The 20,317-nt window shown below is 45.7% G+C and carries 25 protein-coding genes; 8 read left to right on the top strand and 17 right to left on the bottom strand.

What is annotated here, in order from left to right:
• Nucleotides 1-15: 15 nt before the first annotated feature.
• Together DXZ20_RS00190 and DXZ20_RS00185 are read right to left on the bottom strand one after the other, a co-directional pair.
• Complete coding sequence (locus tag DXZ20_RS00190; protein ID WP_163695412.1) at nt 16-1,026, bottom strand: pentapeptide repeat-containing protein; 1,011 nt, start codon at nt 1,024-1,026, stop codon at nt 16-18.
• On the bottom strand, nt 1,013-1,381 hold the full coding sequence (locus DXZ20_RS00185; RefSeq protein WP_163695409.1) for a hypothetical protein: 369 nt from the start codon (nt 1,379-1,381) through the stop codon (nt 1,013-1,015). Before DXZ20_RS00185 ends, DXZ20_RS00190 begins: the two co-directional genes overlap by 14 nt.
• A gap of 434 nt (nt 1,382-1,815) precedes the next feature.
• Here DXZ20_RS00185 and DXZ20_RS00180 point away from each other — a divergent pair, with 434 nt between their 5' ends.
• The 4 genes from DXZ20_RS00180 (at nt 1,816) to DXZ20_RS00165 (ending at nt 4,942) form a co-directional block, all read left to right on the top strand.
• Nucleotides 1,816-2,454 (top strand): hypothetical protein, encoded by a 639-nt coding sequence (locus DXZ20_RS00180; RefSeq protein WP_163695407.1) that lies wholly within the window; start codon nt 1,816-1,818, stop codon nt 2,452-2,454.
• Between the two features lie 401 nt (nt 2,455-2,855).
• Nucleotides 2,856-3,080 (top strand): hypothetical protein, encoded by a 225-nt coding sequence (locus DXZ20_RS00175; RefSeq protein ID WP_163695405.1) that lies wholly within the window; start codon nt 2,856-2,858, stop codon nt 3,078-3,080.
• 224 nt (nt 3,081-3,304) lie between these two features.
• Complete coding sequence (locus DXZ20_RS00170) at nt 3,305-3,826, top strand: hypothetical protein (protein ID WP_163695402.1); 522 nt, start codon at nt 3,305-3,307, stop codon at nt 3,824-3,826.
• Nucleotides 3,827-3,910: 84 nt separating this feature from the next.
• Nucleotides 3,911-4,942 carry a hypothetical protein gene (locus tag DXZ20_RS00165; protein WP_163695399.1) on the top strand — a complete coding sequence of 344 codons (1,032 nt, stop codon included), beginning with the start codon at nt 3,911-3,913 and terminating at the stop codon, nt 4,940-4,942.
• Nucleotides 4,943-5,288: 346 nt separating this feature from the next.
• Here the strand turns inward: DXZ20_RS00165 and DXZ20_RS00160 are convergent, their stop codons facing one another.
• The 11 genes from DXZ20_RS00160 to DXZ20_RS00110 all read right to left on the bottom strand — a co-directional run bounded on the left by DXZ20_RS00160 (nt 5,289) and on the right by DXZ20_RS00110 (nt 14,053).
• Nucleotides 5,289-5,468, bottom strand: coding sequence for a hypothetical protein (locus tag DXZ20_RS00160; protein ID WP_163695309.1), 180 nt, complete (start codon nt 5,466-5,468; stop codon nt 5,289-5,291).
• A complete protein-coding gene (locus DXZ20_RS00155; protein ID WP_163695396.1) occupies nt 5,465-6,046 on the bottom strand; it encodes an ATPase in 582 nt (193 codons plus the stop codon). The genes DXZ20_RS00160 and DXZ20_RS00155 overlap by 4 nt, the downstream gene beginning before the upstream one ends.
• Nucleotides 6,047-6,079: 33 nt before the next feature.
• Nucleotides 6,080-7,708: a hypothetical protein gene (locus DXZ20_RS00150; RefSeq protein WP_163695393.1), complete on the bottom strand. Its 1,629-nt coding sequence runs from the start codon at nt 7,706-7,708 to the stop codon at nt 6,080-6,082.
• Nucleotides 7,709-8,098: 390 nt separating this feature from the next.
• Complete coding sequence (locus DXZ20_RS00145) at nt 8,099-8,443, bottom strand: hypothetical protein (RefSeq protein WP_163695391.1); 345 nt, start codon at nt 8,441-8,443, stop codon at nt 8,099-8,101.
• Nucleotides 8,444-8,446: 3 nt separating this feature from the next.
• Nucleotides 8,447-9,436, bottom strand: a complete 990-nt coding sequence (locus DXZ20_RS00140) for a hypothetical protein (protein ID WP_163695388.1) — start codon at nt 9,434-9,436, stop codon at nt 8,447-8,449.
• 447 nt (nt 9,437-9,883) lie between these two features.
• On the bottom strand, nt 9,884-12,094 hold the full coding sequence (locus DXZ20_RS00135; RefSeq protein ID WP_163695385.1) for a hypothetical protein: 2,211 nt from the start codon (nt 12,092-12,094) through the stop codon (nt 9,884-9,886).
• Complete coding sequence (locus tag DXZ20_RS00130; RefSeq protein WP_163695382.1) at nt 12,073-12,378, bottom strand: hypothetical protein; 306 nt, start codon at nt 12,376-12,378, stop codon at nt 12,073-12,075. The genes DXZ20_RS00135 and DXZ20_RS00130 overlap by 22 nt, the downstream gene beginning before the upstream one ends.
• A gap of 58 nt (nt 12,379-12,436) precedes the next feature.
• Entirely contained in the window at nt 12,437-12,970 is a 534-nt protein-coding gene (locus tag DXZ20_RS00125) for a hypothetical protein (protein ID WP_163695379.1), read from the bottom strand.
• Between the two features lie 45 nt (nt 12,971-13,015).
• Complete coding sequence (locus DXZ20_RS00120; RefSeq protein ID WP_163695376.1) at nt 13,016-13,660, bottom strand: hypothetical protein; 645 nt, start codon at nt 13,658-13,660, stop codon at nt 13,016-13,018.
• Nucleotides 13,661-13,689: 29 nt separating this feature from the next.
• Complete coding sequence (locus DXZ20_RS00115) at nt 13,690-13,854, bottom strand: hypothetical protein (RefSeq protein WP_006513541.1); 165 nt, start codon at nt 13,852-13,854, stop codon at nt 13,690-13,692.
• Nucleotides 13,855-13,879: 25 nt separating this feature from the next.
• A complete protein-coding gene (locus DXZ20_RS00110; protein ID WP_163695373.1) occupies nt 13,880-14,053 on the bottom strand; it encodes a hypothetical protein in 174 nt (57 codons plus the stop codon).
• A gap of 234 nt (nt 14,054-14,287) precedes the next feature.
• On the opposite strand from DXZ20_RS00110, the gene DXZ20_RS00105 reads away from it, so the two are divergent.
• From DXZ20_RS00105 to DXZ20_RS00090, 4 genes are all read left to right on the top strand, one after another.
• Nucleotides 14,288-14,581, top strand: coding sequence for a hypothetical protein (locus tag DXZ20_RS00105; protein ID WP_163695370.1), 294 nt, complete (start codon nt 14,288-14,290; stop codon nt 14,579-14,581).
• 414 nt (nt 14,582-14,995) lie between these two features.
• Nucleotides 14,996-15,565: a hypothetical protein gene (locus DXZ20_RS00100; RefSeq protein ID WP_163695367.1), complete on the top strand. Its 570-nt coding sequence runs from the start codon at nt 14,996-14,998 to the stop codon at nt 15,563-15,565.
• Between the two features lie 12 nt (nt 15,566-15,577).
• Nucleotides 15,578-15,925: a hypothetical protein gene (locus tag DXZ20_RS00095; RefSeq protein ID WP_163695363.1), complete on the top strand. Its 348-nt coding sequence runs from the start codon at nt 15,578-15,580 to the stop codon at nt 15,923-15,925.
• A gap of 353 nt (nt 15,926-16,278) precedes the next feature.
• Entirely contained in the window at nt 16,279-16,608 is a 330-nt protein-coding gene (locus tag DXZ20_RS00090) for a hypothetical protein (protein ID WP_163695359.1), read from the top strand.
• 1 nt (nt 16,609) lies between these two features.
• Here the strand turns inward: DXZ20_RS00090 and DXZ20_RS00085 are convergent, their stop codons facing one another.
• The 4 genes from DXZ20_RS00085 to DXZ20_RS00070 form a co-directional block, all read right to left on the bottom strand.
• Complete coding sequence (locus DXZ20_RS00085; RefSeq protein WP_163695356.1) at nt 16,610-17,446, bottom strand: hypothetical protein; 837 nt, start codon at nt 17,444-17,446, stop codon at nt 16,610-16,612.
• Nucleotides 17,433-17,834 (bottom strand): transposase, encoded by a 402-nt coding sequence (locus tag DXZ20_RS00080; RefSeq protein WP_163695353.1) that lies wholly within the window; start codon nt 17,832-17,834, stop codon nt 17,433-17,435. Before DXZ20_RS00080 ends, DXZ20_RS00085 begins: the two co-directional genes overlap by 14 nt.
• A 733-nt stretch (nt 17,835-18,567) precedes the next feature.
• Nucleotides 18,568-18,756: a hypothetical protein gene (locus tag DXZ20_RS00075; RefSeq protein WP_163695350.1), complete on the bottom strand. Its 189-nt coding sequence runs from the start codon at nt 18,754-18,756 to the stop codon at nt 18,568-18,570.
• Nucleotides 18,757-18,922: 166 nt separating this feature from the next.
• Nucleotides 18,923-20,137 (bottom strand): hypothetical protein, encoded by a 1,215-nt coding sequence (locus DXZ20_RS00070; RefSeq protein ID WP_163695349.1) that lies wholly within the window; start codon nt 20,135-20,137, stop codon nt 18,923-18,925.
• Nucleotides 20,138-20,317 lie beyond the last annotated feature (180 nt).

Below are 20,317 nucleotides of genomic sequence, written 5' to 3'. Positions count from 1 at the left end.
TTTCGCTCGCTTAGCTCAAGACTTTGGGACATAACTTTCAACTGGTGCCTCAGGAGAATCTTGAAAAATAGCCCCCCGTTCAACTAAATCTTTTTTAGCCTCTAGTGTCAGCCCAAGATTATTGCCGAATATGGTTTTGGAAACATTAGCCTTGTTGAGATTAGCTCCCCTAAGATTAGATCTTCTAAAGTCAGCTTTACTCAAGTTAGCGCCACTCAAATTGGCTCCACAAAGATAAGCTGATTTAAAGTTAGCTTCATGGAGAGAAGTCTTACGTAAGTTGGCTCTACTTAAGTAAGTCTTACTGAGGTCGGATTTACTAAGATCAGATCCACTTAGATTAGCTCTAGTAAAAACAGCTTCACGAAGATTAGTCCCACTTAGATTGACTTGACTCAGGTCGACTCCACTAAAATCTCGGCCTACACCTCTCTGAGCAGTAATTTCTTCTACTAAATGTCTTTTTATGGTAATAAGTGTTGTCTGGTTGAGAATAGCGAGATTTATGTTTGTCCCACGCAGTTCAGTATTACTCAGATCGACGTTACTTAAAGTAGTCTTATTTAGATCTGCATTGCTCAAGTTGGCATCACTCAAATCTGCATTGCTTAAATCTGCATTGCTCAAGTTGGCATTACTCAAATCTGCATTGCTTAGATCTGCATTGCTCAAGTTGGCATCACTCAAATCTGCATTTTTCAAATTAGCTCCACTTAGGTTAGCTTGACTGAGATCTGCGTTACCTAGATCAGCCTCATAGAGAATAGTTCCATGAAGACTAGCCATCTTCAAATTGATATAGCTAAGACTGGCACAGCTCAGGTCTACAAAATTAAGACTTGGATTAATCCCGAGATTTTCATCCCTCCATTTGTTCCAACCTCGTACCCCTGTAGAATTCAATCGGATAGAAGCTTCTAAAGGTGATTCCAGGATAATAGTTCCATTTTCAAGCCCACGAATAAGCGTTGCAGCGACAGACCAAGCAGTATGTTTAGGTGTTAGGAGTCTTCTAATTCCCATCATTATTTCGGACCCCAAATGTTTCCACAAATACTATGCGTATTGCCTCTGCTGCTTCTTTAGAGGTGTCAGCTTGCCTGAGTGGAGCTTGCAGAAGTCGAATTGCCACACTTTCTTGCCTGGTACGTCGAGTTGATCTTACGGCAGGTAGGAATAAGGCACTTGAAATAACACCTAATCCAGCACTAAGTGGGCTGCCTTTCAAAGCAGCGAAAATCATTAAGGCTAATCCAGTCAGGACGAAAAGTACGGCAAAACCATAAAGTAGTAGCTCCCCAAAACGATTTTCACGAATAGCTTGGTCAATAACCTCTTCAGCTGTTTTAGTGATAACTCTATTTCTACTTCGTAGTGCCACCCTGGCTTCCCCCTCGTCCCTTAAAAGGAAACAAACCGTTTTCAGATTCTTGGCTACACACAAAGCCTAATCTAATATTTCCGGAATGCTACGACTCTTCACACTATGAAATTTTGATTTATGGGTCAGCAGGGGCGTTCAACCCAAAATTTGGAGTTTTGCCTGAAAAGTTATCAGAGTCGGGGTGATTTTTTTATTGGCTAGTTGCCTTTACCTGCAGCTAGGCTAGGTGAGAGGAGCAATAAAGAGATTGGGACGGTAAACTCAAAAAGCTTAAGAGCGTAGTTGTAACGAAGTGCCATAAGCTCCAAAGTAAAGGCTGAAACAAATGAGGGCATTGGTTGTAGTCATGACTATGCTATCGCAAAAAGTTTCAAGCTTTACCCAAACTTTTTGATACTCTCGTCAGTTACACACTATCCTGCTCAAAACCCATGATATATAGGCTGGCTACGCTCTTATTTGGAGACTCTTCTCAATTAGAAAGTTTTTTCTTTAGAGTTATCAATTTTTCTTTCGCTTTATTATGCATAGCAACATTTATCAGTAACTCATACCTTGGTTTGCCATTAATACTGAATACAGTTATTGCAATGCAAGGGATTATCTACCTTAGTCTTTTTATTCTAGGTATCTTCAAGAAAATATCTGCATCTGAAATTTCAGTTTGTATTATATCAACCCTACTCACATTATCAGTTTCGTGGTTTTCACTTGAAGGCTCTAAGGGGTCAACAATTTTATTTTATCTAATAGCAACTCCTATATTTTTAACCTTTTCAAGGTTATTAAAACTTGGTATTAGTTACCTAATATTCCTTGAAATATTAATAATATCGAATGTATCTATAGTATTTTATTTAGAATATATGCATCCAAATTTACTAACTAAATATCCAAGTGAAGTAGAACGTACATTAGACATATTTTGTAGTTTCATTTTCACATCTGTCGTTGCGTCAGTAGCACTTTTTATTGTAAAAACAGGTTACGAGAAAGAAAAGATAAAAGATGCAGAAAATTTTTATCTCAAGGAGATTGAATTGAAATTAAGTGAACGTAAATTCTCCTGACTGCATTGATAACTAAGGTACAGTATTAGCTGACTGAAACGTTGATCAGTACAGTCACTATTGCTTCCCAATTATCACTATAGGCTGTCTATCAACCGATTGTGTTATCGGTTTCAGGTATTCACTTTATAGAAAACTATAAAGCTTTGACAGCAAACTGTAGGGGGCATTTAGGGAAAAAGGAGACCTCAATACCATTATCTGAAAATCAGATTATCTTTTTCGGAACGAGCATTTAAAGAATTTGATTTGAAATCTCCTACTCTGTTGTTGCATTCTTAAAACCATGAGCAGTTGGCTGCTGAGACAACGAGTTTCGAACGCCTCCAGCTGAAAGCTCCTGGGCGTTTCTCAGACGATTCCAGGACGTCTTTTTACCGATTTGTTAAAGGAGTTAAATCATGTCTTATAACGCAGAGAAGGGAGCTGAAATGGGTGCAAAACTAGTTGCTCCAGTAGCCCTAACTGCCGCCACCACCGGTATGGGCGGAACACTAGCAACCAGTGCTCTCGCCGCAGTAGGAATCGCTTCAGCACCAGCAGTTGTCCCCGCCGCTATTGTTGGTGGTGTTATCCTTGCAGGAGGCGCGGCTATTGGTGGGATATGGGGTTCACTCAACGATTAACAACAAACCTCCATTAGCATTTACTCAGGCTTGACTACGTTAATGGAGGGCAGACAACGGAATAGAACAGGGAGTGCTACATTCTTTGAAGCCTTGCTTCCTCGTTGGTAAGAGATCTTTCACAGAATTTAAAAACTTAGCAACAGCAAAAGAGTTGCTTTAGAAGATGTAGTACTCTTCATTTATTTCGTTTTTATACTCCCAGTATCAGTCGGCTTATTTAAATGCAATTAGGTGAAATTATGAGTGGAGAAAAAGCATTGGCAGATCTCTTTGAAAAAGCTTTTGACACGCTAGATCCGCAAGAGATCAAAAAAGCTGTTGATGAACATGGGATTGACAAGTTTATCTCTCGTTGTGCTAAGAGGTCAGCCATCATAGGCGGAATATGTGGAGCTGGTGGATTGACAACAGGGCTCTTGGGTTTACCTTTCGATGTATGGAATAACGTTATTCAGCAATTTCGAGTTACATTAGGAGTCATTTATCATCAGCGTGGCATTTGCTCAGTTGGTTTTCATGATTTTATGAAGATTGTTGGGGTTTCAGTAGGAGTAGAGACAGGAGCTAGCGTAACTAGCACAGTAATGCTTCTTATTGCATTTCAAATTCTTACTCGTTTAGGTGTATCTAATGTAGCAGGAGCAGTGCCTATTACGGGCTCAGTTGTTAGGGGTAGTGTGAATTATGCGTTCATATCAGGTATAGGAGCTGCTGTTAAGGCAATAGATATGAATGCTTTCTAAACTAATAGTGTTGTCGTATTGCTAATCTCACAACCATTTAGATATAGAATTGATGATTTTAGTATGTAGGAGATACTCTTCACAATGGACATTTACGGACCTGGAGACATATTGGAGTTCCGAGAGCTAGAAAAGGGACTTACTAATAAAATTATCTTTAAAAAAGAAGTTTGCTTTCAGTATCTTGTGAAAGCAAATGGGGCAGTTGTGAGTAAGGAATCTTCTGATAATGTGTCTGGGGTCTTTAAAATTGATAACATAAACAATAGAAATCCGTTCTTTGAGGTTGAAGTAAACAATGGTACTCCTCCTATCTTGTACGTTAAACGAGGAGGGAGTCCTTCTATCAAGCGAGTGTCACTCAGTAAACTGAAAGAACCCTATGACATTGGAGATGGACAGCTTCGACGTATTTTAGCAACTTTTCTGCCTCTCATCGCTATTACCGTCTTGGGAGATGTATTCTTCGCTGCAAGAACGCTATCAATTCTAAAAGTGTTGTTTGAACCTTTGGGTTATTTTAGGTCTGCTTTCCTACTTGCTCTGGTGGTTGTATTAGCTATATGGATTGTTTGGGCAATATTTGAGAAAAGCTCGAGCATAGAGGTTGATGATTTTTTGGATAGTTCAGGTCAATATTGGAAAGTTGTAGGTTTGATCCTGGGAAGCATTATTGTTTCGGGTGTCTTCTATTATATTTTTTCAGGCATTCTCTCAGTAGCTCCTATACTTTTACTAACTTCTTGCTCGCTAGTCCTCATCTTCCAATTCAACAAAACTCTAAACTTGTGGGAGGAGCAGGTTCATAAAGAAAACTGGGGACGGCTCCGTTCGGACATAGAGAATTTGAGATTACAGTTTGATTTTCTAGATAAGAAAGAGCTTGGTGAGCTAGCTCATGAGATAAACAAGCGTTTCAAAGAGCAAGTGAGCTTACCGCTAGACTTAAATATCGTAAACCTTGGTACTCTTGTGACGATTTCGGAAAGTGAATTCATCCGAAATCTTAAGGGAGTGGTATCCAGAAGTTTCAAAGGGGTATTACCCAGAAAACAGCTCAATCCAGGACCAGGGAGTGATGATAATAAGATGCTGGACTCTGGCAAAAACAGATAAATAGATGAAAAATATTAAGCTGTAGGTATACTCCCAATTTATACTTCGGGATGTTTACCTCCTACATACAAGGGGGGCGTTCCTAGACTTACCTAGACTACTTAATTTATACCAGTCCACCGACCGCCGAGAGTTCCCAGTATATTGGCTAAGATTGCTTGCGGCGGATGATGTGCAAAGTTAATTTCAAATTGAGTATTTGTGACTTACGCAACTACTCCTCTCTGAAAATCAAGAACTTCAGAACATTACTAGCAATTGATATAGTCAAAATAAGGCACAGAATTTAAAGCCGTAGGCTTTCGCATCGATGCCGTTGGTGGTCCAATTAATAAGGCTCTGGTGGTTAATTGTAGGAATGGCCAGTGTCAGATTGCTCCGGTGCATCCTTCCCCACAGCAATCGCTTTACCATCGCGCCATATCACTGCATACTGGCCGAGCCGTTGCTTCTTCTCAAGCGTTTTAGCTGCAACCTTTTTGAGCGTTTCCAAAATTTGCAGCGTATCGTCTGAAACCATCGTCATAGTCCTGCCTCCTGCCTCAATATATTAAACAACCCAGCATTTACAATTGTGCGATCGCTACCTTGCTGAACGAAGACCAGCTCGGGGACTTCTCCAGAATTCATGAAACATCGAGTCCGATCGGTGATGCCTCCAAATTCGGTAAGCAAGTTATGCAAACTGCGTGGAAATCGCCGCTCAATATCTTCGAGGGGAATATCATGGCCTCCATGGGCTACCCGCTCAGCTACCCGCATCCGTGACATAGCCATATTAGGCAGAGCCAGATAGATTAACTCCACCCGCCATCCATCCGAGCGCAGCTGCCGGATCAGTTTCAAATACGTACGTCCTGCCAAAGTGGTTTCAAAAGCAAAGTTCTGACGGGCAGTGACTCGCGCTTTGATTTCAGTTAAAAAGATGCGACTGGCCGCTAGCAGCTGAGACTCAGGAGCTAAGGGGGCTAACCCAGCTGCTATTAAGTCAGCATTGATAAAGTGCTGGCAGTTGGCCACTTCGGGTAGGTACTCTAGGGCAAAGGTAGTTTTACCAGCTCCATTGGGACCGGCGATAATCCAACATGTAGGTTGATTTGTCATAGCCGTAACCGTATCACCTTCCCAAATATCTCGTCAGGGTTCATCGTCCTTTGGCTTTTGTCGTAATTTCGCCTCCGCTTCGAAGATCGGATCTTCAGAATGTGCCCATCGAGCGGTTTCAGTCTCAAAGTTGAGCTGAAGCTGGTCGAGATAATCGTCAATGTATGAGCGCTGCTGTGCTTTTCTTTCTGTTTGAGCTGCTGCTATTGCTTGTTGTATGTGTTGCCTTACCTGTGGTGGGACAGGGCTTACGGGTGCCGGTGTATTATTACACCCTGCACCATCTTTTTCATCTGGTTCTATCGCAGTTAAATGGTTGTCCTGTAATGGGTTACATCCATTTTCCCAATAAGCTTGTGTGGATTGCGTTGGGGACAGAAGCCCCAACGCATCCCTTTGAGAAGCAGGGGGGTTTGGGGGGATGTCGTTTCCGGTTCCCTCAGCTCCGGAAACCATAAAGCGTGGGTGCCAGAGATCCTTGTGTTTGTAAAGTGAACTTCCACTAATCCCCTGATCAGTGAGTCTGTCAAACCGTGCTGTGATTCCGTCTGGCCAGTTGTTTGTGGACTGTAGCTCTGTAACCGCTTTGGTGATTCGCTCTCTTGCCTCTGTTTGCTGTCTCTCATTCCATGATGGTTCTACTGGTGCTGTGTCTATCGGGAGTTTGTCTGAACCATATGGAAAATAGTGACTTACCTCAATACACCTCACCCACTCTTTCACTTTGGTTTCGAGATCGTTTTGATGACGACACCAGAGGGTGAACCCAGGTAGACTCTGAGCCGTTTGCATCACATGTCCTATAAGGGCATCGTCCGTAAGAGGTTCTGGGGCTCCAAGGATGTGTCCAAAAATGTAGGCTCGCATGGTGACTCGTCCCAGGAGCCGGTTAGTCTGCCCGTGGCCGGTCCAGCCAACTGCAATTTCTGTATTCAGGTCATTGAGGAATTTCTCGGCTTTGTGGGAGACCCGGTAGATTTTCCGTTGGGCCTGCTCAATGACAAGTTCTAGAGTTTCGCTGGTGATGTCGTTGTGAGCTGTGGCTGTCTCCCAGTTATTGAGGAAATGGAAGCCACTACTCTCTATGGGTTCCATTTCCTCATTGAGTAGATAACTACCCTGCTGCAGCGGTAGCCGGTGCCCGTTGTAGAGACTATCTCCGGCTGGATTGTAGGCTTTGGCATTGGGAAAGACTTCTAACCATCCAGGCATCACTTTGAAGCCTTTGTTCTCAAGCAGCGTTGTGATCGCAAGGCCGACTTTCCAGGAAGGGAGCGGTGTTTCAAAGGGGAAATAAATGTGGAGACCGCCGCTGTCTGAACTGGTCAGTATCAGATGTTGGAGGAGTCCCAAAGGTTCAAGCGCTTCGCTGATGCGTGAGATCGCTAACGGATCACGTCTTGGATGGTAGGGACTGCCCGAGTCGATATCGAGCATGGCGTACTGGGTAACAGAGCCAAACCTGACGCCGTAGAGATAGGTGCCCTGGTTGATCAGTCTGTCGGAGAGCGGATGTCTGGTCTCTGTTTGCCACTGGGGTTTGGTGCCAGGGTCGGGGTGGGGAGCGTAGAGGAAATCGAAACGGTGCGGCCACAGTGCCAGGAACTTGTTGTCTAGTTCCTGAACGAATGTGGGCCGCTGCAACGTGGATGCAACTGCCATTGATTTGGTGGTTAGTAAGGGGGCAAAACCACCAGACATAAAGGGATTGGGCAATGAGTTGCAGGAATGTCCAATCCCCGCTAGAATTGCACATGAAAGCCCTGTCACCGTCTTAGCTTGGTTGTCAGCCTGCTGTTAAGACGCCGCGTCCAGTGGATAAATTAAATAACTAGAAAGCCTTCGTTCCCGCCAAGTTCAGAAGGTTTTTTAGTGTCTGTATATCGTTAGTTCATAGATACTCCTCCTTTCGTGATGTCCAAGATCTTACAACGCCTCGCCTGAGATCGCTGATTTGAGGGGGAAATTCCCAGCGATTTTTTCTGAGGTGTTCGGAATTGACACAAAACGTAATTGTCGATCACTGCATATCGTCTGAACATGGCTGCTTTATTAGAACTCCCCTGAGTTATCGACAAAGTTGTCATGGGTGGCTATGGCGAATTGGGACGTGTGGTCACTGGACTGAGGCACTGGCTGGAACTCGGTTTGTCGGTACCTTTCAAGACACATGCCAAGGGCGATCAGCGGGTTGGAATGAATATCCGAGAGTGTGGCCACCAGGGTGCTGAGTTGCTCCACGTCCTGATCGGCTAACTGACCGACCAAACTCTGTAGCTTCTCCAGCTCAGCCAGGAGTCGTTTGAGTGTGTCGGTGTCGTTTTCTGGGGTGTCAGGCTTGAGCGCAGTCCAATGGTCTACATCGACATACACTCGGATTTGCTTGCGATCGCTCATATATCAGTTCTGGGTAAAAAGTCTGTCAGCGACGGTTGATAGTCCAATCAGGGTGGCCCAGGTGGCTTCTGGCATGGTCTGGGCTTTTTGCTGGCTGTCGCTAAAGGCGTCTACCATTCCTGGCAGCATGGAGCCGCCACCCATCAAATAGACCGGCTTATCTCCGTATTGTCTGACAAAGGTTTGAGCGTCCTGCACACAGGCCAGGATGTGGGGTTCTATGCGTGTTGCTTGCTGCTGGCGGAGGGATTTTTTCGTTGTGGTATCGAGTAGAAACGCCATTACCTGTTCTGCATTGGGGAGGCGTTGATTCATGCCCTTGAGCCCAATGAGACATTCTGACTGATAGACGCGCTCGGCAATGCGGTGACAGCCGCAATCATCTTTGGCAAAGCGGTTGAGGATGCGGCCCTGGGCATCAACGACGGTGACCAGGATGGTACGACTGCCGATATCCACCATAACTGCTCCGTTTGGGCACTCAGACTTGACCAGTCTGTAGGCTTGATAGCCTTCCAGCTGTGGTATGGCTGAGTCGATGCGGATGGTCTGTTTTTGCTCATCAATGAGGGCGGCATCGTCGGGAGGTAGGGTGACTTTGTGTTCACCCACAAGCTTTGCCTGGATGTCTGAGCCGTAGGCTTTCACGCTTGGGCATGTAAATATCAGATCCGCTGACAGTGGTTTACCCATGCCAGCTGCTTTGATCAGGGCATGGATGGTCAATGGCAGTGCATTTAAGACCTTGCCGCTGTCGGTGTTGCCGGTGCGATCGCACTGTACAGCGGTTGCTTCTTCACCGATAAGATACGACTGTTCACCCAGGAGTACTCGGGCTGGATGGTTATTAACCAGGGGGCTGGTGGAGACAACAGATTCAAACTTGTGTCTGTGCCAGTCATCTGAGTCATCACCGATGCGGTAGAGAAACTTGATGTCGGCATTGCCAAGGTCAATGATGCCCTGGATGTTGTTGCGTCGAAAGGAAGTCATTGCAGTAGATTCGGTAGGGTGCATGAATGTTGCAAAAGGCGTTAAGGCAGAGATGAGGCATCCTTAAGGTGGTCTCTCTGTGAGGCATAAGTAAGGCAACAAGAAGTCAGGTGGTTTCTTCACTGTTTTGATGAAAGGGTGGTCTACGCGTTATCTGAACGGCTCTGATGACTGAGTTTTCAGGGTTGGATGCTAGGGAAAAATAGATTTGGGCATTCGTTTTTGAGCCGCTATTGAGTTGTTTTTGGGAGTGTTAACTACGTTTTTCGATATCACTTAAATTTGTTTTCTTTTCTTCTCATAGTTGTCTCATAAGCGTATGAGAAATACCTCATATGTGTTCTGTGGATCATTCAAACCTCATGGCGTGTATCGCTTTTGGGGCATAGCTCATAGCGAAAACTCATAGATGGATATGAGGTTCTGGGGGACGTCATTTGTATCTATTTAGGGGATATCCTCAGGGATGTGGTTTGTATGAGGTTTATCAGGGAAACCGAGGAATCTAAACTGTTTATCTTCGAGATTGGGAAAGGATACAACGCCAAGGGAGTCAAGATATTTGAGCGCTTTTCGCATCTGGGCTGTGTTGATTTTTTCTGGGCTGTCTTTGTCTATAAGTTTGTAGGAACCTGTTAGAAAGCCATTGGGAGTAAGCAGGATGCCAGGCTGTTTTTGATCCAAATAAAAGAGGATAGTTTTGAAGATTTCGGGGGTTATCCCATCGGGTAAGGGGGCTAATTCTGGTGTTCCCACCTCTGCCTTCGGCTTTTCAGGATGTGTCTGAGCTGTAGGTTCTCTGATGAGCCATTGGTAGGAACCGATGGGGGTTGCTCCTTTGAGTCGCCAGGCTATCAGCCCTGTGTGTGGGTGTTCCTCAAAGGAACCGTAGCCCAGTTCAGTGATGAGTTGCAGGATAAGTTCCATCTCTTCAACGCTTTTTACCCCATCAAAGCCATAGGAAACCGTCTCTGGATCGAGCAGACCCTGAGCATCGATGAAGTCGTGGCGTCGCTGTTTTACCCAGCGGATAAATGCAGTTGCAGTCTCTTTTTGTGCGGCAGTGTAGTGCTGGCCCAGGTCAGAGCCAAGTTGTACTTCGAGCTGGTCGCGTACCGACTCAATTTCTGCCTGTGGTTTGGGCCGCGCTGGCTTTGTCTTGGGAGTGGTTGCGGGAGGATTGGTAATACCCAGCTCTATGGGGTCAGGGTCAGGGAGTTGTGGCAGGATCACCAGTCTCCACCCTTGGCTGCCACAGTTTGTGATGGCCAGTACAACGTTCACCGGGTTGCCGTATTCCTCATGGGCTTTGAGGTAGGCTTGCAGCTTTTCCACCAGCGCCTTACGGATAGAGGGGACGGCGATAAACCGATCATCTTTGAGGGGGTTGGTTACAGCGCTATAGATACCGTCACGGCCAAGGCCCACATAGAAGACATTCTCTTTGATTTGATGGGAAAGCCCGAGCGCTTCGTTTGTGTTTGCATGACCAAACACCCAGGCTTTAACGCATTTTTCACGGCCATCGACAAGTAGGGTGGCCAGGTCATCTTTATAGGTTTGTTCCAGGTATGGGAAAAGTATTTCCCCATCGTCGTCTCGCAGGGCGTAGCGTTCCGCTTTGTTTGCTGCAACCAGTCCCTGATTGATTTGGTCGATAACGACGACACTGGGCACCTTCGAGCCCTTCTCCATGATGCCCTGGAGTGTTCTGAGCCGACAGTAAAGCCTGTAGGCTGAATCTTCAAGAACTCCACCGCTCATTGAGGCGGTGAGTAGGTAGAGGTCATCTGACTCCTCTAAGCCACAGTAGTCAAGCGTTTCACCCCGAGCCGTGTTGGCTGACTTGTGGGCAAAGACGGTGAAATCGGTGGTGGTGTCGCAACGGTGCTGAGCTGCGATCGCTTGTTTAAGCAGTTGTGATTTACCAGTGCCGGTGGGACCAACTCCCAGACACCCACGGGACTCCCGTGCCATTTCTGACGCTAGATCTACGATGGCAAGCCCTGCGTAGTGGGTATGCCCTGTCAGGTCTACACAGCGTTCTTTCTGCCCAGTTTGAGAATTTCTACGGGTGTAAAAGCGGTACTTGCCCTGCTGATGGACATCGACAACGCCATCGCCATCGGTATCACCTTTGAGTAGCGCTGTTGGTTGTCCAGAAGAGTCTTCTGAGTCAGAAGCGCCGATCATGCGTTTAAATTCTTCAAATTCAGCTGCCTGGGTAAGCTTTGGGTCTTGGAGGTCCGGTTCTATCAAATACTCAGGCAGAACCTGGGAGGCATTAAGCCTTGCAGCGGTAACGTTTGCATACTGCTGTGTGGTCAGCACTGCCTCGGTTGCTTGTCTGTGGAGTGCTGTTTGGTAGTCGGCATCGGCCTCAGCTGCCTCTATCTGTTTTTGCCACCGCTCTAACTCACTTTGGGTAGCAGCAAGGATGCCAGCTGCGGTGAGGGTGAGCGACAGTGTGAGTGTGGGCCGCACCTTGTAGCGAATGGGGACTAGCCACAGTAGCAGCGCTATCAGCGTTCCACCGTAGAGGATGATGGCTCGTTTAGGAGCTGCCCGAAAAAGCGCAAGAAATATCTGTGCAGTTTGCCCACCCAGCCATCTACGATCTTCGTTATCGAGCACGTTTAGCTGAAGAATGCGTACCATGTTGGCACCCCACCGATAACGGCAAAAAGAAGAACAACAATAAATTGAATTAGGCCCTGGTTGAGCCTGTGGATCTCAAAGTCTTTTGCCCATGCCCTTCCGGTAAACAGACCGTAGTATTGGACGCTGAGCATGAGCAGGATAAGCAGCCCTACACAACCGATGGCAACGAGACACCACACAACGGGTCGCCACATAGCGGTTAGTTGCACAAGGCTACTGCTTAGAAGAGAGAGCAGCAGATAGCGGGAGAGTTTAGCGATAGAACGATGGGTGAATACCATAGGGAGCCTGGTTTGCGGGGCATTATGGTATTCACCAGCCCCGCTGACGGAACAACAGTTAGGACACAAGCTGCAGGTGCCCACGTTTGACAGAGCCCGCTTCCGTGCCACTGCGTGACTCATCGGTCATGCCACGAAGCTTCATGGTGAGACCCCGCTGGAACTTGCCAAAGCCGATATTGGCTTCTTCGACCTTAGAAGCGTGCAGGAGACCACTTTGACGTTTGGCCGTATTGACCTCGTGCTTGAGAGTTTGCCACTCACTAAAGGCCTGCTCGATAGTGATTTCAAGCGCAGCTACCTTCGTGCGCAGCTTGCGAGTTGCCTTGTGATATTTTTCGGTGGCTTCTACGAGGTGGGTGTACTCTTCCACAACCCTGGTGCTTTGGGCATAGAGTGTGGCTTGTTCTGTGATCTGGTCAATGGCTGCATCGGCAGCTGCCTGGTCTTTGTAGACCAGGAGGTTATCAGGAATGGTAATACCCGGTTGAAAGCCTATCCGTTCAAGATTTGCCGGGTTGACGGTGCCATCGGCCAGCCCGTCTTTGGCAGAGAGGCTGGAGCGGATATCTTCTGTAAGTCCAAATGCCATAGATATGCGGAGTAGAGGACAAAGAGAGTTTTGAGGAGTGCTGCATCACCTCCCATAGAGTTCGTTTCTTAGGATGTTGTCGTTCCCATAGAGAACTTGAATATCGTTTTGTATAGTGTTGAGCTGTTTGACGAGGCCATCCTGTCTGAACTGCCCTACCCCAAGCAGTATCAGCACGAGGGAGGCTCCAGTAATACCGATCAGCTGAGAAATGGTGAGTCGCTTTTGCTCTAGGCGTTTGAGTGTGGCGCTCGTTCTCTCGACTTCCTCTGACGTTATCTCTTGCTTTTGGGTGAGAAGATCAACTTCAGCGCGTAGTCCCTGGTTTTCAGCGAGAATCTGTTCAATCTGGCTGACCAACAGATGAATGTTGTGATGATTGCGTTTGAGGTCACTATCTATTTCAGGCAGGAGCTGTTCTAGCTCAACCAGACGCCCGAGCACATCGCTGTACATCCGGTGGGTTACCCGGTTTGTAGTTTGCAGGTCGATGTGGAGGTCTCGCTGCTGCCCCTGAAGCAGGGCTATTGCAGCGAGGGGATCGCCATTGGCCGCCTGTGCTTCCAGTGCTGGGTGGGAGACGATATTGCTTTTTAGCTCTTCATCTGGCTGTATTCGCCGTTGAATCCGGCGAATGCTCGTAGCCAGCTGCGAGATGCGATCAGGGTTTTGAGAGTTAGAGGAAGTCATGGGTTTGACCTCAGGGGTGGGTGTGACCGTTATTTCCAAAACTGGAGGGTATCGATGACTGAGGTAGTGACGATATCAGCGCACGCTTTAGCATCCATAAGTGGATCGGTGTGTGCCCGAGCTTTCCAGCCAAGCCAGAGGCATGGAGCGCCCGAAAGAACGGCAATTAGGAGATAAGGAAGGAAGCGAAACATAGCTAGTGGTGGGATTTGGGGGCTGCTAGGACAGGTTTTGTGAACGATCGCAGCTAGGAACGAATTGCAGCTCTCTGAGCAGACGCTCCAGGGTTTGCAGCTCCGCTAAGGCAGAACTAACGGCCTCGGATAAATTCCGATCCGGGTATCTGGTTAACAAGTCGCTGTAGACGCGATCGCGGATGGAAACTTTGGCCATATCGGTATCGGTTTGGGGAATGTGGACGAAAAAGTCAACCAGCTCAACTAAATATAACAGAAAAATATATTAAAAATAGATCAAAAATATATCAAAAAACACTTAAAAATAATCAGGCTCCTGAAAGGCTTGTCGTGCATATGTTCCGATTGATCTCTGAATCAAAAATGAATCAGTTTTGGTGGCAGAAATACTGTTAAAACATGAGTAATCGAACACGGATGCCAACGATTTATGGCTAAGCGCTTTCAAATGCCTTTTTTAGGCGAGTACTATAACGACCTGCTTGCTATAGAAGCGTGGCTGAAAGATCGCTCGGCACCCACCGAAGCCCAAAACATGCTGTGTTCTGCCCTTACGGAGCGCGAAGCGACTAGAAATGCAATCATTGAGCGTCTGGCCCGAAAGCGCGGCATATCTGCAGAAGCCTTAATCGACCAAATCTTGGCAGGTACTGCCGAGCACTTAACCCCGGAAGAATACGCCACACTCCGGGACCAACAAGAGCAAGAGGCAGATGACGAATAAGTACGTGAATGCAAGACGATAACCTGATTAATCGCCCCCGCCGTAACCCCTATTTAATGCCATTGAGGACAACCCAGTAGGCTGGGTTCTAGGGCGGCCTCCCGGCCCTAGCCATGGGGGTTTGGGGAACTCGGAGGGACCCCAAGCAGCCGGTTTTGGCACCCTCCGATCAAAAAAGGAAAGCTTAGAAAATACCTGCAGTTAAGAATTGACGAGTCCATAGCTGGTCGTAAATTTTGGTGCTGTTTTGACGTGGTTTAGGACCTTATGGAACCACGTTGGACCAATCCTATACCATTTTGGCTAAATATTACCAAAATGGTAAATTAATTTTCTTTCTGGTAATAAGCCCCATTACCTAAAAGTGCTATCGTGACACCTGTAGGTATTCCGTGACACCATTGTGGTAAACCCATGCCCACACAAGGCACACCACTATTTGAAGACTTGGAGGACGGCGGTCTGGAGGTATCCCTTAAATACCTCTACGCCGATGATGCGTATTGGGAGAAGTATGAGCTAGCGTGCAAGCACCTGATGTGGCTACGCACGACGCTGGTATCACAGCTGATTAACTCGTTTATCGCCCTCCACTGGGAGTACTACGCCGAGTGCGCCGAGCTGGATGCTAAAGCGCGAGGGCTGTCAGTGCAAGATTTCTTTGATGAGTGCTGCAATTCTGAGGCTGAGCTGACTCCATATATTAAGGAACGGCCCACATTTAAGCCGTCACCTTTGGACTCCATCATTGATTGTGAGTCCAGTAGCGCTTATCGAAGACGGGTTAGAACGATTCGCATTGGTCGGGCCAATGGGGCCTTACTCCGCATGGTCTCTGTAGTGGATCGCGCTAGTCTGACGGTGGTGGTCAGTCGGGTGCTCAGGTGGCACTTTGATCGCTACTGGGAAAAGCTATACGTCCCGCAGATTCGTGCAGCGGAGGCCAAATCGTTCCGTCGTATGTTTAGTAAAACTCAAGAGTAGGAGACATTTTCAATGGTTGCTACCCCGATAAAACCTGCGTTAAAGCCAGTGGCTGAAGTTGATACCGATACGCTGATAGCCACATTCCTTGAGCAACTTGGAGCACCGTGGACTGATGCCCAGGAGCAAGCACTCTCAGCATTTAAGGCAGGCAGTGCCGATGGTGTAAGAGTGGCGGCTGCAACGAATCTTGATGATCCGTTTTGTAAGGCATTGGGCTATATGGCCAGTATTGCGAAGAAGCCCCCTACATTAGCGGTGCTGTTAGCTGAGTCGGCCAGGGCTATTGCCGATACGAATAGGGCGCGGACGATTGCTCAGTTGGAGGGTGCGATCTCATCTGCTTTCTCAGCCGAGTAGATTGTTAGCCCGGTATTATTAGAGTCTAGTACTAACTTGGCAAAGTATTTCAGAAACGCCCTGGCCTTTTGGTTTGGGCGTTTTTTGTTTTGATGCATGGCTGATTTATTTAGACCAGCGGATGCAATGGAGTGAAACTCGGCAGGGTCATTATCCACTCTGCAGGTCCAGATTGGGCCTTGTATTTATAATACATTTGTATTAATATCAGCATGTCGAAGTATCTAGTAGCTTCTGCACTCCCTTGTAATGCTGTTTCATTGATGAATGTTGTTGTCTTAATTGGAGGAAGTGACCATATCGATGACTGCAGATATGATCGCACTATCTTTCCGTAGAGTTTGAATAGAGCGATGGAGTCAGGAGCCCAATTGTCAACAGCACAAGTGGTCTTATTAGCAATGAAAGAGACAGATAACGTAATCTATCAACTTAGAGAATGCGTTAACTACAGTCGGTCCCAAGGCATCATTACCGAGCCGATGTACCAGCAACTCTACAATACGCTTTTCCAAATGGCTAATTCTCTTCAAACAGAGAGGACTAGGATAAATCAAGTAGGTCATACGAGTCCTGTCTATCCTGATTTGAATGCCCAAGAGTTTACACCTACTCCCGAGGAGCTGCGCTCAATATACGGAGAACAGTATCCAGGAGGGAATAATCCACCATCGGTAGCATAATTTAGGTGTGGATACTACCTCTATCAAGTTCGACAATCAAATGATCTATTAGTTTAGGGATTCTGTATGAATCTTTAATTCTGCTGGTGATGGCTGGATGTTTTTCAATGGCACGTAGGGCAACTTTATAGTTTTCTATGCCTCGTGGAAGCTCAATAGCGCTAGCTAAGTCAGATATCCTGACTTGGCGTTCAACGCCTTCAACCAAGCTTGATTGGAGCCATACAAGACATCTATACAAATCTTGCCTGAATGATATAACAAGGTTTCTGTCGAAATAACTGATAGCGTTTGCTCTTGCTACTTCTCTGAATGCATCCTTAACCAGTTGCATCTTGTTCTGATGGTCAGATAGCCAAGCTATTATCTCCTTGACAGCATTTTTCTCTTCTTCAATCTTTCTAATCTCGTTTATTAGCTTTTCTCGTAATGAATCCAATTTTTCTGTGCTAACGAGTTGATCCTCGTTGTCATCAATAAAATCTTTCACCTTTGAAATAATCTCTTTTCTTTCCTCGGCGATGATATTCACCTTATGAAGATCATCCTCTATTTCCTTTATTTCTTGCTCTTTCTGAGCAATCATATTTTTCGCTAAAGTCTTTGCATTTTCCTTAACAATAAATTGAGTTGAAGTGAAAATTAAAGAGCCAAATGTAGGAATTAAAGAGAATAGTACTACCTGTTGAGTTCGATTCAGGTCTTGATTGGATTGTGTAATACTGCCAATAAACCAACCAAGTGCAAAGATGCCAACGCCAATAAAAATTAAAAATACTGTTGCACTTGCTACGTCAAATCTTTTTCTAGGAGGAGATGCTAACTTATTCAGACTCATCTTTTGGCTCTAGCTCTATGCGTAGAATAGCTTTTAGGTATGCAGGTTTGCTACTGAGGCAAGAACGCATTCGCTTCAACATGGAAGCTGCTGTATTCTTGTTGACATGAATTTCCTTAGCTAAAGCCCGAACGCTTAAGCGTCGAGGAGTTAAGGAGTTATCCAGGTACATATGGATAGCTTTGAACCATTTATGCAGTGGTACGCGGCTTCCGTGAAATATTGTACCGACAGTCACACTATACGAATTAAAACAGTTGTTACAATGATGCCTACGTTCTTGCCGAATGGCAGTGCTTTTTGTGGAGCCACAGTAGGGACATTTTGGGGTACTATTCCAGCGAATTTTTTCAAGTAGTGCTACACATTTTTCATGAGAAAGTGTCATGCCCAAGTCAGAGCTAAAGATTGGGCATTGCACTTACTACAGCAGCCTCATTTTTGTCTAAGCGCTGTGTTCGATATTCAGCCCATCTTAGTTAACCAGTCACTAGAATGAGCTCAAAGATAGGCAAAAAGTAGGCAATAGGCTAGTAGGTTCAGTGACGGCTAAGCTTTTTTTACATTCAACTCGAATAGAAATAATAATACGATCATCTGTTTAGGTAAGTAAGTGACCCAATAAATGGCTAGAAGCTTTGTAGAAAGAGCAACTTACCGTCAATCCACTTCAGATATTACGCCAAGACTTACTCGTCTCAATCTTGAAGAGATATTGGATAAAAAGGATTCCTATGAGGACCAGCGGGGGCATTTGAATAGAAACCTTCGGTTTCGCCTGAAACTCCCTCTGAGTAAGAATTTCAAAGATGATTATTTTTTGAATATTTGCGGTGCGACGCAACTAATCCTTCATGTCTCAACGGTTTCACTCAGGGTGCTCAACGAAAAATAAAGGGTTCCAGAGCATGACTAAATAGCGATATAGTCCATTTCTAGGCACAGGTATCAAAACCCTAGGTTTTCGCGCCGATGCCCCCGCTGGTCCTATGAAGAAGGCTGGTTCAATCAGTAATTTCTGACGATTGCTAGGTTTTCTATAATGAGTATTCTAAAAAAGCCCGCATTCGTTCGAATGCGGGCTTCAATATGCCTATGCTTTAGTTACCAGAGGTCGTCTTCTACTTTTCTAGCTCGCACCAGTTTCCTGACCGACTATCAATTTGGATGCGACTGCCCTCCGGTCCCCAACTCACGTCAATGAAATGGGGAGCGTGCCCTAAGGTGTACATAAGTACACCACCCAGCAAAGACCCAATTACAATCATTGGTGCTTTCTCTAGGATTTGTTGAACCTGATCCTGACTCATAGTCTGCCCTCACAACTACTTGTCCGCTGCCAGATGCCCCTGACATCAAGTAGTAGCAATAGGACGCCAATTTAAACACCTTCAGCTGTTCGGTAAACACGAAAGCTTACATCTAGTTCAATTCTCAAGCTTTTGTAACTAACTACATCTGGAGCCTATCTCTAAGTTAGAAGCGATAGTGCAGTTGCCGTGCATTCATGGCCAAAGCCATATTGATATGTTCAAGGAAGTCAACCAACCATGCTTCTGCTTCGAGCTTTTGATCCTCGTAACGGCAGTATAGATAGCCAAGTTTTCTTTCAAGGTTAAAGCGTGCCATTGGGGCTCCCATAACAAGGTTCAGTAAAATGCTGACCATTCGCATTGAGCCAATATTTTCGATCATCAACCTGAATTTCATAATATTGGCGTCGTTGAAATCGGGTAAAAAGATAGAATCCAGTGCTCTTTCAAAAGCCAGAATAAGCATGCCGCCTATGAGACCAATTTCTGTGACGAATGTATCAAATGCGTTTTGTATCCCATAACGAATTCGTTTCTGAATAGTTAGATCCATCGTTGGCTGCATTAAATAGTCCACAATTGTGGACCTACTGTCGCTAAACGTCATCTCGGGTTTGAGACTGTCTTTAAAATTCTTTGCTCTGACCCCAAAACCGTTTAGCCTGTTTGGATGGTAAAACTTCCATGCCCTTGCAAACTCTTGATCAGGAATGCGTGTTGGGTTAATTTTTGTTTGCCGATAGGCATCTAAGGCATGGTAAGTTTCTCGAAGCCTGAACATCTGTTTCTGAAGGATTCCACTTCGGACTTCATCGCTCGTATCAGGATTGACGACGTTGCCTTCCAGTTCGTCGATATCTTTTGTCTGTGTAGTTGAACGATATAGACAAAAATAATCTGGTAGATAGTCGCTGATGGTTCCTTTTTTCTGGCGATTGACTCGTTCGAATTCTTCGTATCCACCCAGACGTAGTTGCCTTAGCAGATAGTCTTGGTACTCGCTTTCTTTGAAAGCATAAAATCGACGCCGTAGATCGCGTGTTAGAGGATCATGAGCCCTTGGCTCAGGAAGCTTTTTCAAGTCCCCGATTACTTTTTCTAGGTATGCTCTGCGTTCTACCTTGTAATGCCATGTATTACAGATGGTGTAATAGCAACGATTAAAGAACTGAAGACCTTTATCTCCTCTAAAACCGTCGGATTGAATAACTCCATCCAAGGCCATTACGACATCTGGACGCTCGGGGCTGCAGCGATCCCATAATAAAGACTTGAATACATCGCAAGGATTCTGTTCAGAGGGCTGCTCTAAATCAGCTAATTCTTTGACGTATGAGTAAATGTGTTCTTTGAGAGCGAAGCTCTCGTCATTAAACATTTTACTTACCTCTTACACCAACCTATCTATGGCTGCATATCCTTCTATGGTTTATTGGGCTATGCGTTCAAGCTTCTTAGCAGAAAAGTACAAGTTAGATCAGGGTTCAACACCCGAATAAATACCAGCACACTTCCGAGTATCTACATAGAATCGAAGTTTTTCCGTATCAACTTGATT

Source organism: Adonisia turfae CCMR0081 (genome assembly GCF_011009555.1).
Classification (GTDB): Bacteria; Cyanobacteriota; Cyanobacteriia; order Phormidesmidales; family Phormidesmidaceae; genus Leptothoe; species Leptothoe turfae.
Note: the sequence above shows the minus strand (reverse complement) of the source record. Positions and strands in the feature narration are given on the sequence as shown.

Excerpts from the sequence above, each read along its gene's own strand:
- DXZ20_RS00190 (WP_163695412.1), bottom strand. The coding sequence starts at position 1,026 with ATGATGGGAATTAGAAGACTCCTAACACCTAAACATACTGCTTGGTCT.
- DXZ20_RS00180 (WP_163695407.1), top strand. The coding sequence starts at position 1,816 with ATGATATATAGGCTGGCTACGCTCTTATTTGGAGACTCTTCTCAATTA.
- DXZ20_RS00175 (WP_163695405.1), top strand. The coding sequence starts at position 2,856 with ATGTCTTATAACGCAGAGAAGGGAGCTGAAATGGGTGCAAAACTAGTT.
- DXZ20_RS00170 (WP_163695402.1), top strand. The coding sequence starts at position 3,305 with ATGCAATTAGGTGAAATTATGAGTGGAGAAAAAGCATTGGCAGATCTC.
- DXZ20_RS00165 (WP_163695399.1), top strand. The coding sequence starts at position 3,911 with ATGGACATTTACGGACCTGGAGACATATTGGAGTTCCGAGAGCTAGAA.
- DXZ20_RS00160 (WP_163695309.1), bottom strand. The coding sequence starts at position 5,468 with ATGACGATGGTTTCAGACGATACGCTGCAAATTTTGGAAACGCTCAAA.
- DXZ20_RS00155 (WP_163695396.1), bottom strand. The coding sequence starts at position 6,046 with ATGACAAATCAACCTACATGTTGGATTATCGCCGGTCCCAATGGAGCT.
- DXZ20_RS00150 (WP_163695393.1), bottom strand. The coding sequence starts at position 7,708 with ATGGCAGTTGCATCCACGTTGCAGCGGCCCACATTCGTTCAGGAACTA.
- DXZ20_RS00145 (WP_163695391.1), bottom strand. The coding sequence starts at position 8,443 with ATGAGCGATCGCAAGCAAATCCGAGTGTATGTCGATGTAGACCATTGG.
- DXZ20_RS00140 (WP_163695388.1), bottom strand. The coding sequence starts at position 9,436 with ATGACTTCCTTTCGACGCAACAACATCCAGGGCATCATTGACCTTGGC.
- DXZ20_RS00135 (WP_163695385.1), bottom strand. The coding sequence starts at position 12,094 with ATGGTACGCATTCTTCAGCTAAACGTGCTCGATAACGAAGATCGTAGA.
- DXZ20_RS00130 (WP_163695382.1), bottom strand. The coding sequence starts at position 12,378 with ATGGTATTCACCCATCGTTCTATCGCTAAACTCTCCCGCTATCTGCTG.
- DXZ20_RS00125 (WP_163695379.1), bottom strand. The coding sequence starts at position 12,970 with ATGGCATTTGGACTTACAGAAGATATCCGCTCCAGCCTCTCTGCCAAA.
- DXZ20_RS00120 (WP_163695376.1), bottom strand. The coding sequence starts at position 13,660 with ATGACTTCCTCTAACTCTCAAAACCCTGATCGCATCTCGCAGCTGGCT.
- DXZ20_RS00115 (WP_006513541.1), bottom strand. The coding sequence starts at position 13,854 with ATGTTTCGCTTCCTTCCTTATCTCCTAATTGCCGTTCTTTCGGGCGCT.
- DXZ20_RS00110 (WP_163695373.1), bottom strand. The coding sequence starts at position 14,053 with ATGGCCAAAGTTTCCATCCGCGATCGCGTCTACAGCGACTTGTTAACC.
- DXZ20_RS00105 (WP_163695370.1), top strand. The coding sequence starts at position 14,288 with ATGGCTAAGCGCTTTCAAATGCCTTTTTTAGGCGAGTACTATAACGAC.
- DXZ20_RS00100 (WP_163695367.1), top strand. The coding sequence starts at position 14,996 with ATGCCCACACAAGGCACACCACTATTTGAAGACTTGGAGGACGGCGGT.
- DXZ20_RS00095 (WP_163695363.1), top strand. The coding sequence starts at position 15,578 with ATGGTTGCTACCCCGATAAAACCTGCGTTAAAGCCAGTGGCTGAAGTT.
- DXZ20_RS00090 (WP_163695359.1), top strand. The coding sequence starts at position 16,279 with ATGGAGTCAGGAGCCCAATTGTCAACAGCACAAGTGGTCTTATTAGCA.
- DXZ20_RS00085 (WP_163695356.1), bottom strand. The coding sequence starts at position 17,446 with ATGAGTCTGAATAAGTTAGCATCTCCTCCTAGAAAAAGATTTGACGTA.
- DXZ20_RS00080 (WP_163695353.1), bottom strand. The coding sequence starts at position 17,834 with ATGACACTTTCTCATGAAAAATGTGTAGCACTACTTGAAAAAATTCGC.
- DXZ20_RS00075 (WP_163695350.1), bottom strand. The coding sequence starts at position 18,756 with ATGAGTCAGGATCAGGTTCAACAAATCCTAGAGAAAGCACCAATGATT.
- DXZ20_RS00070 (WP_163695349.1), bottom strand. The coding sequence starts at position 20,137 with ATGTTTAATGACGAGAGCTTCGCTCTCAAAGAACACATTTACTCATAC.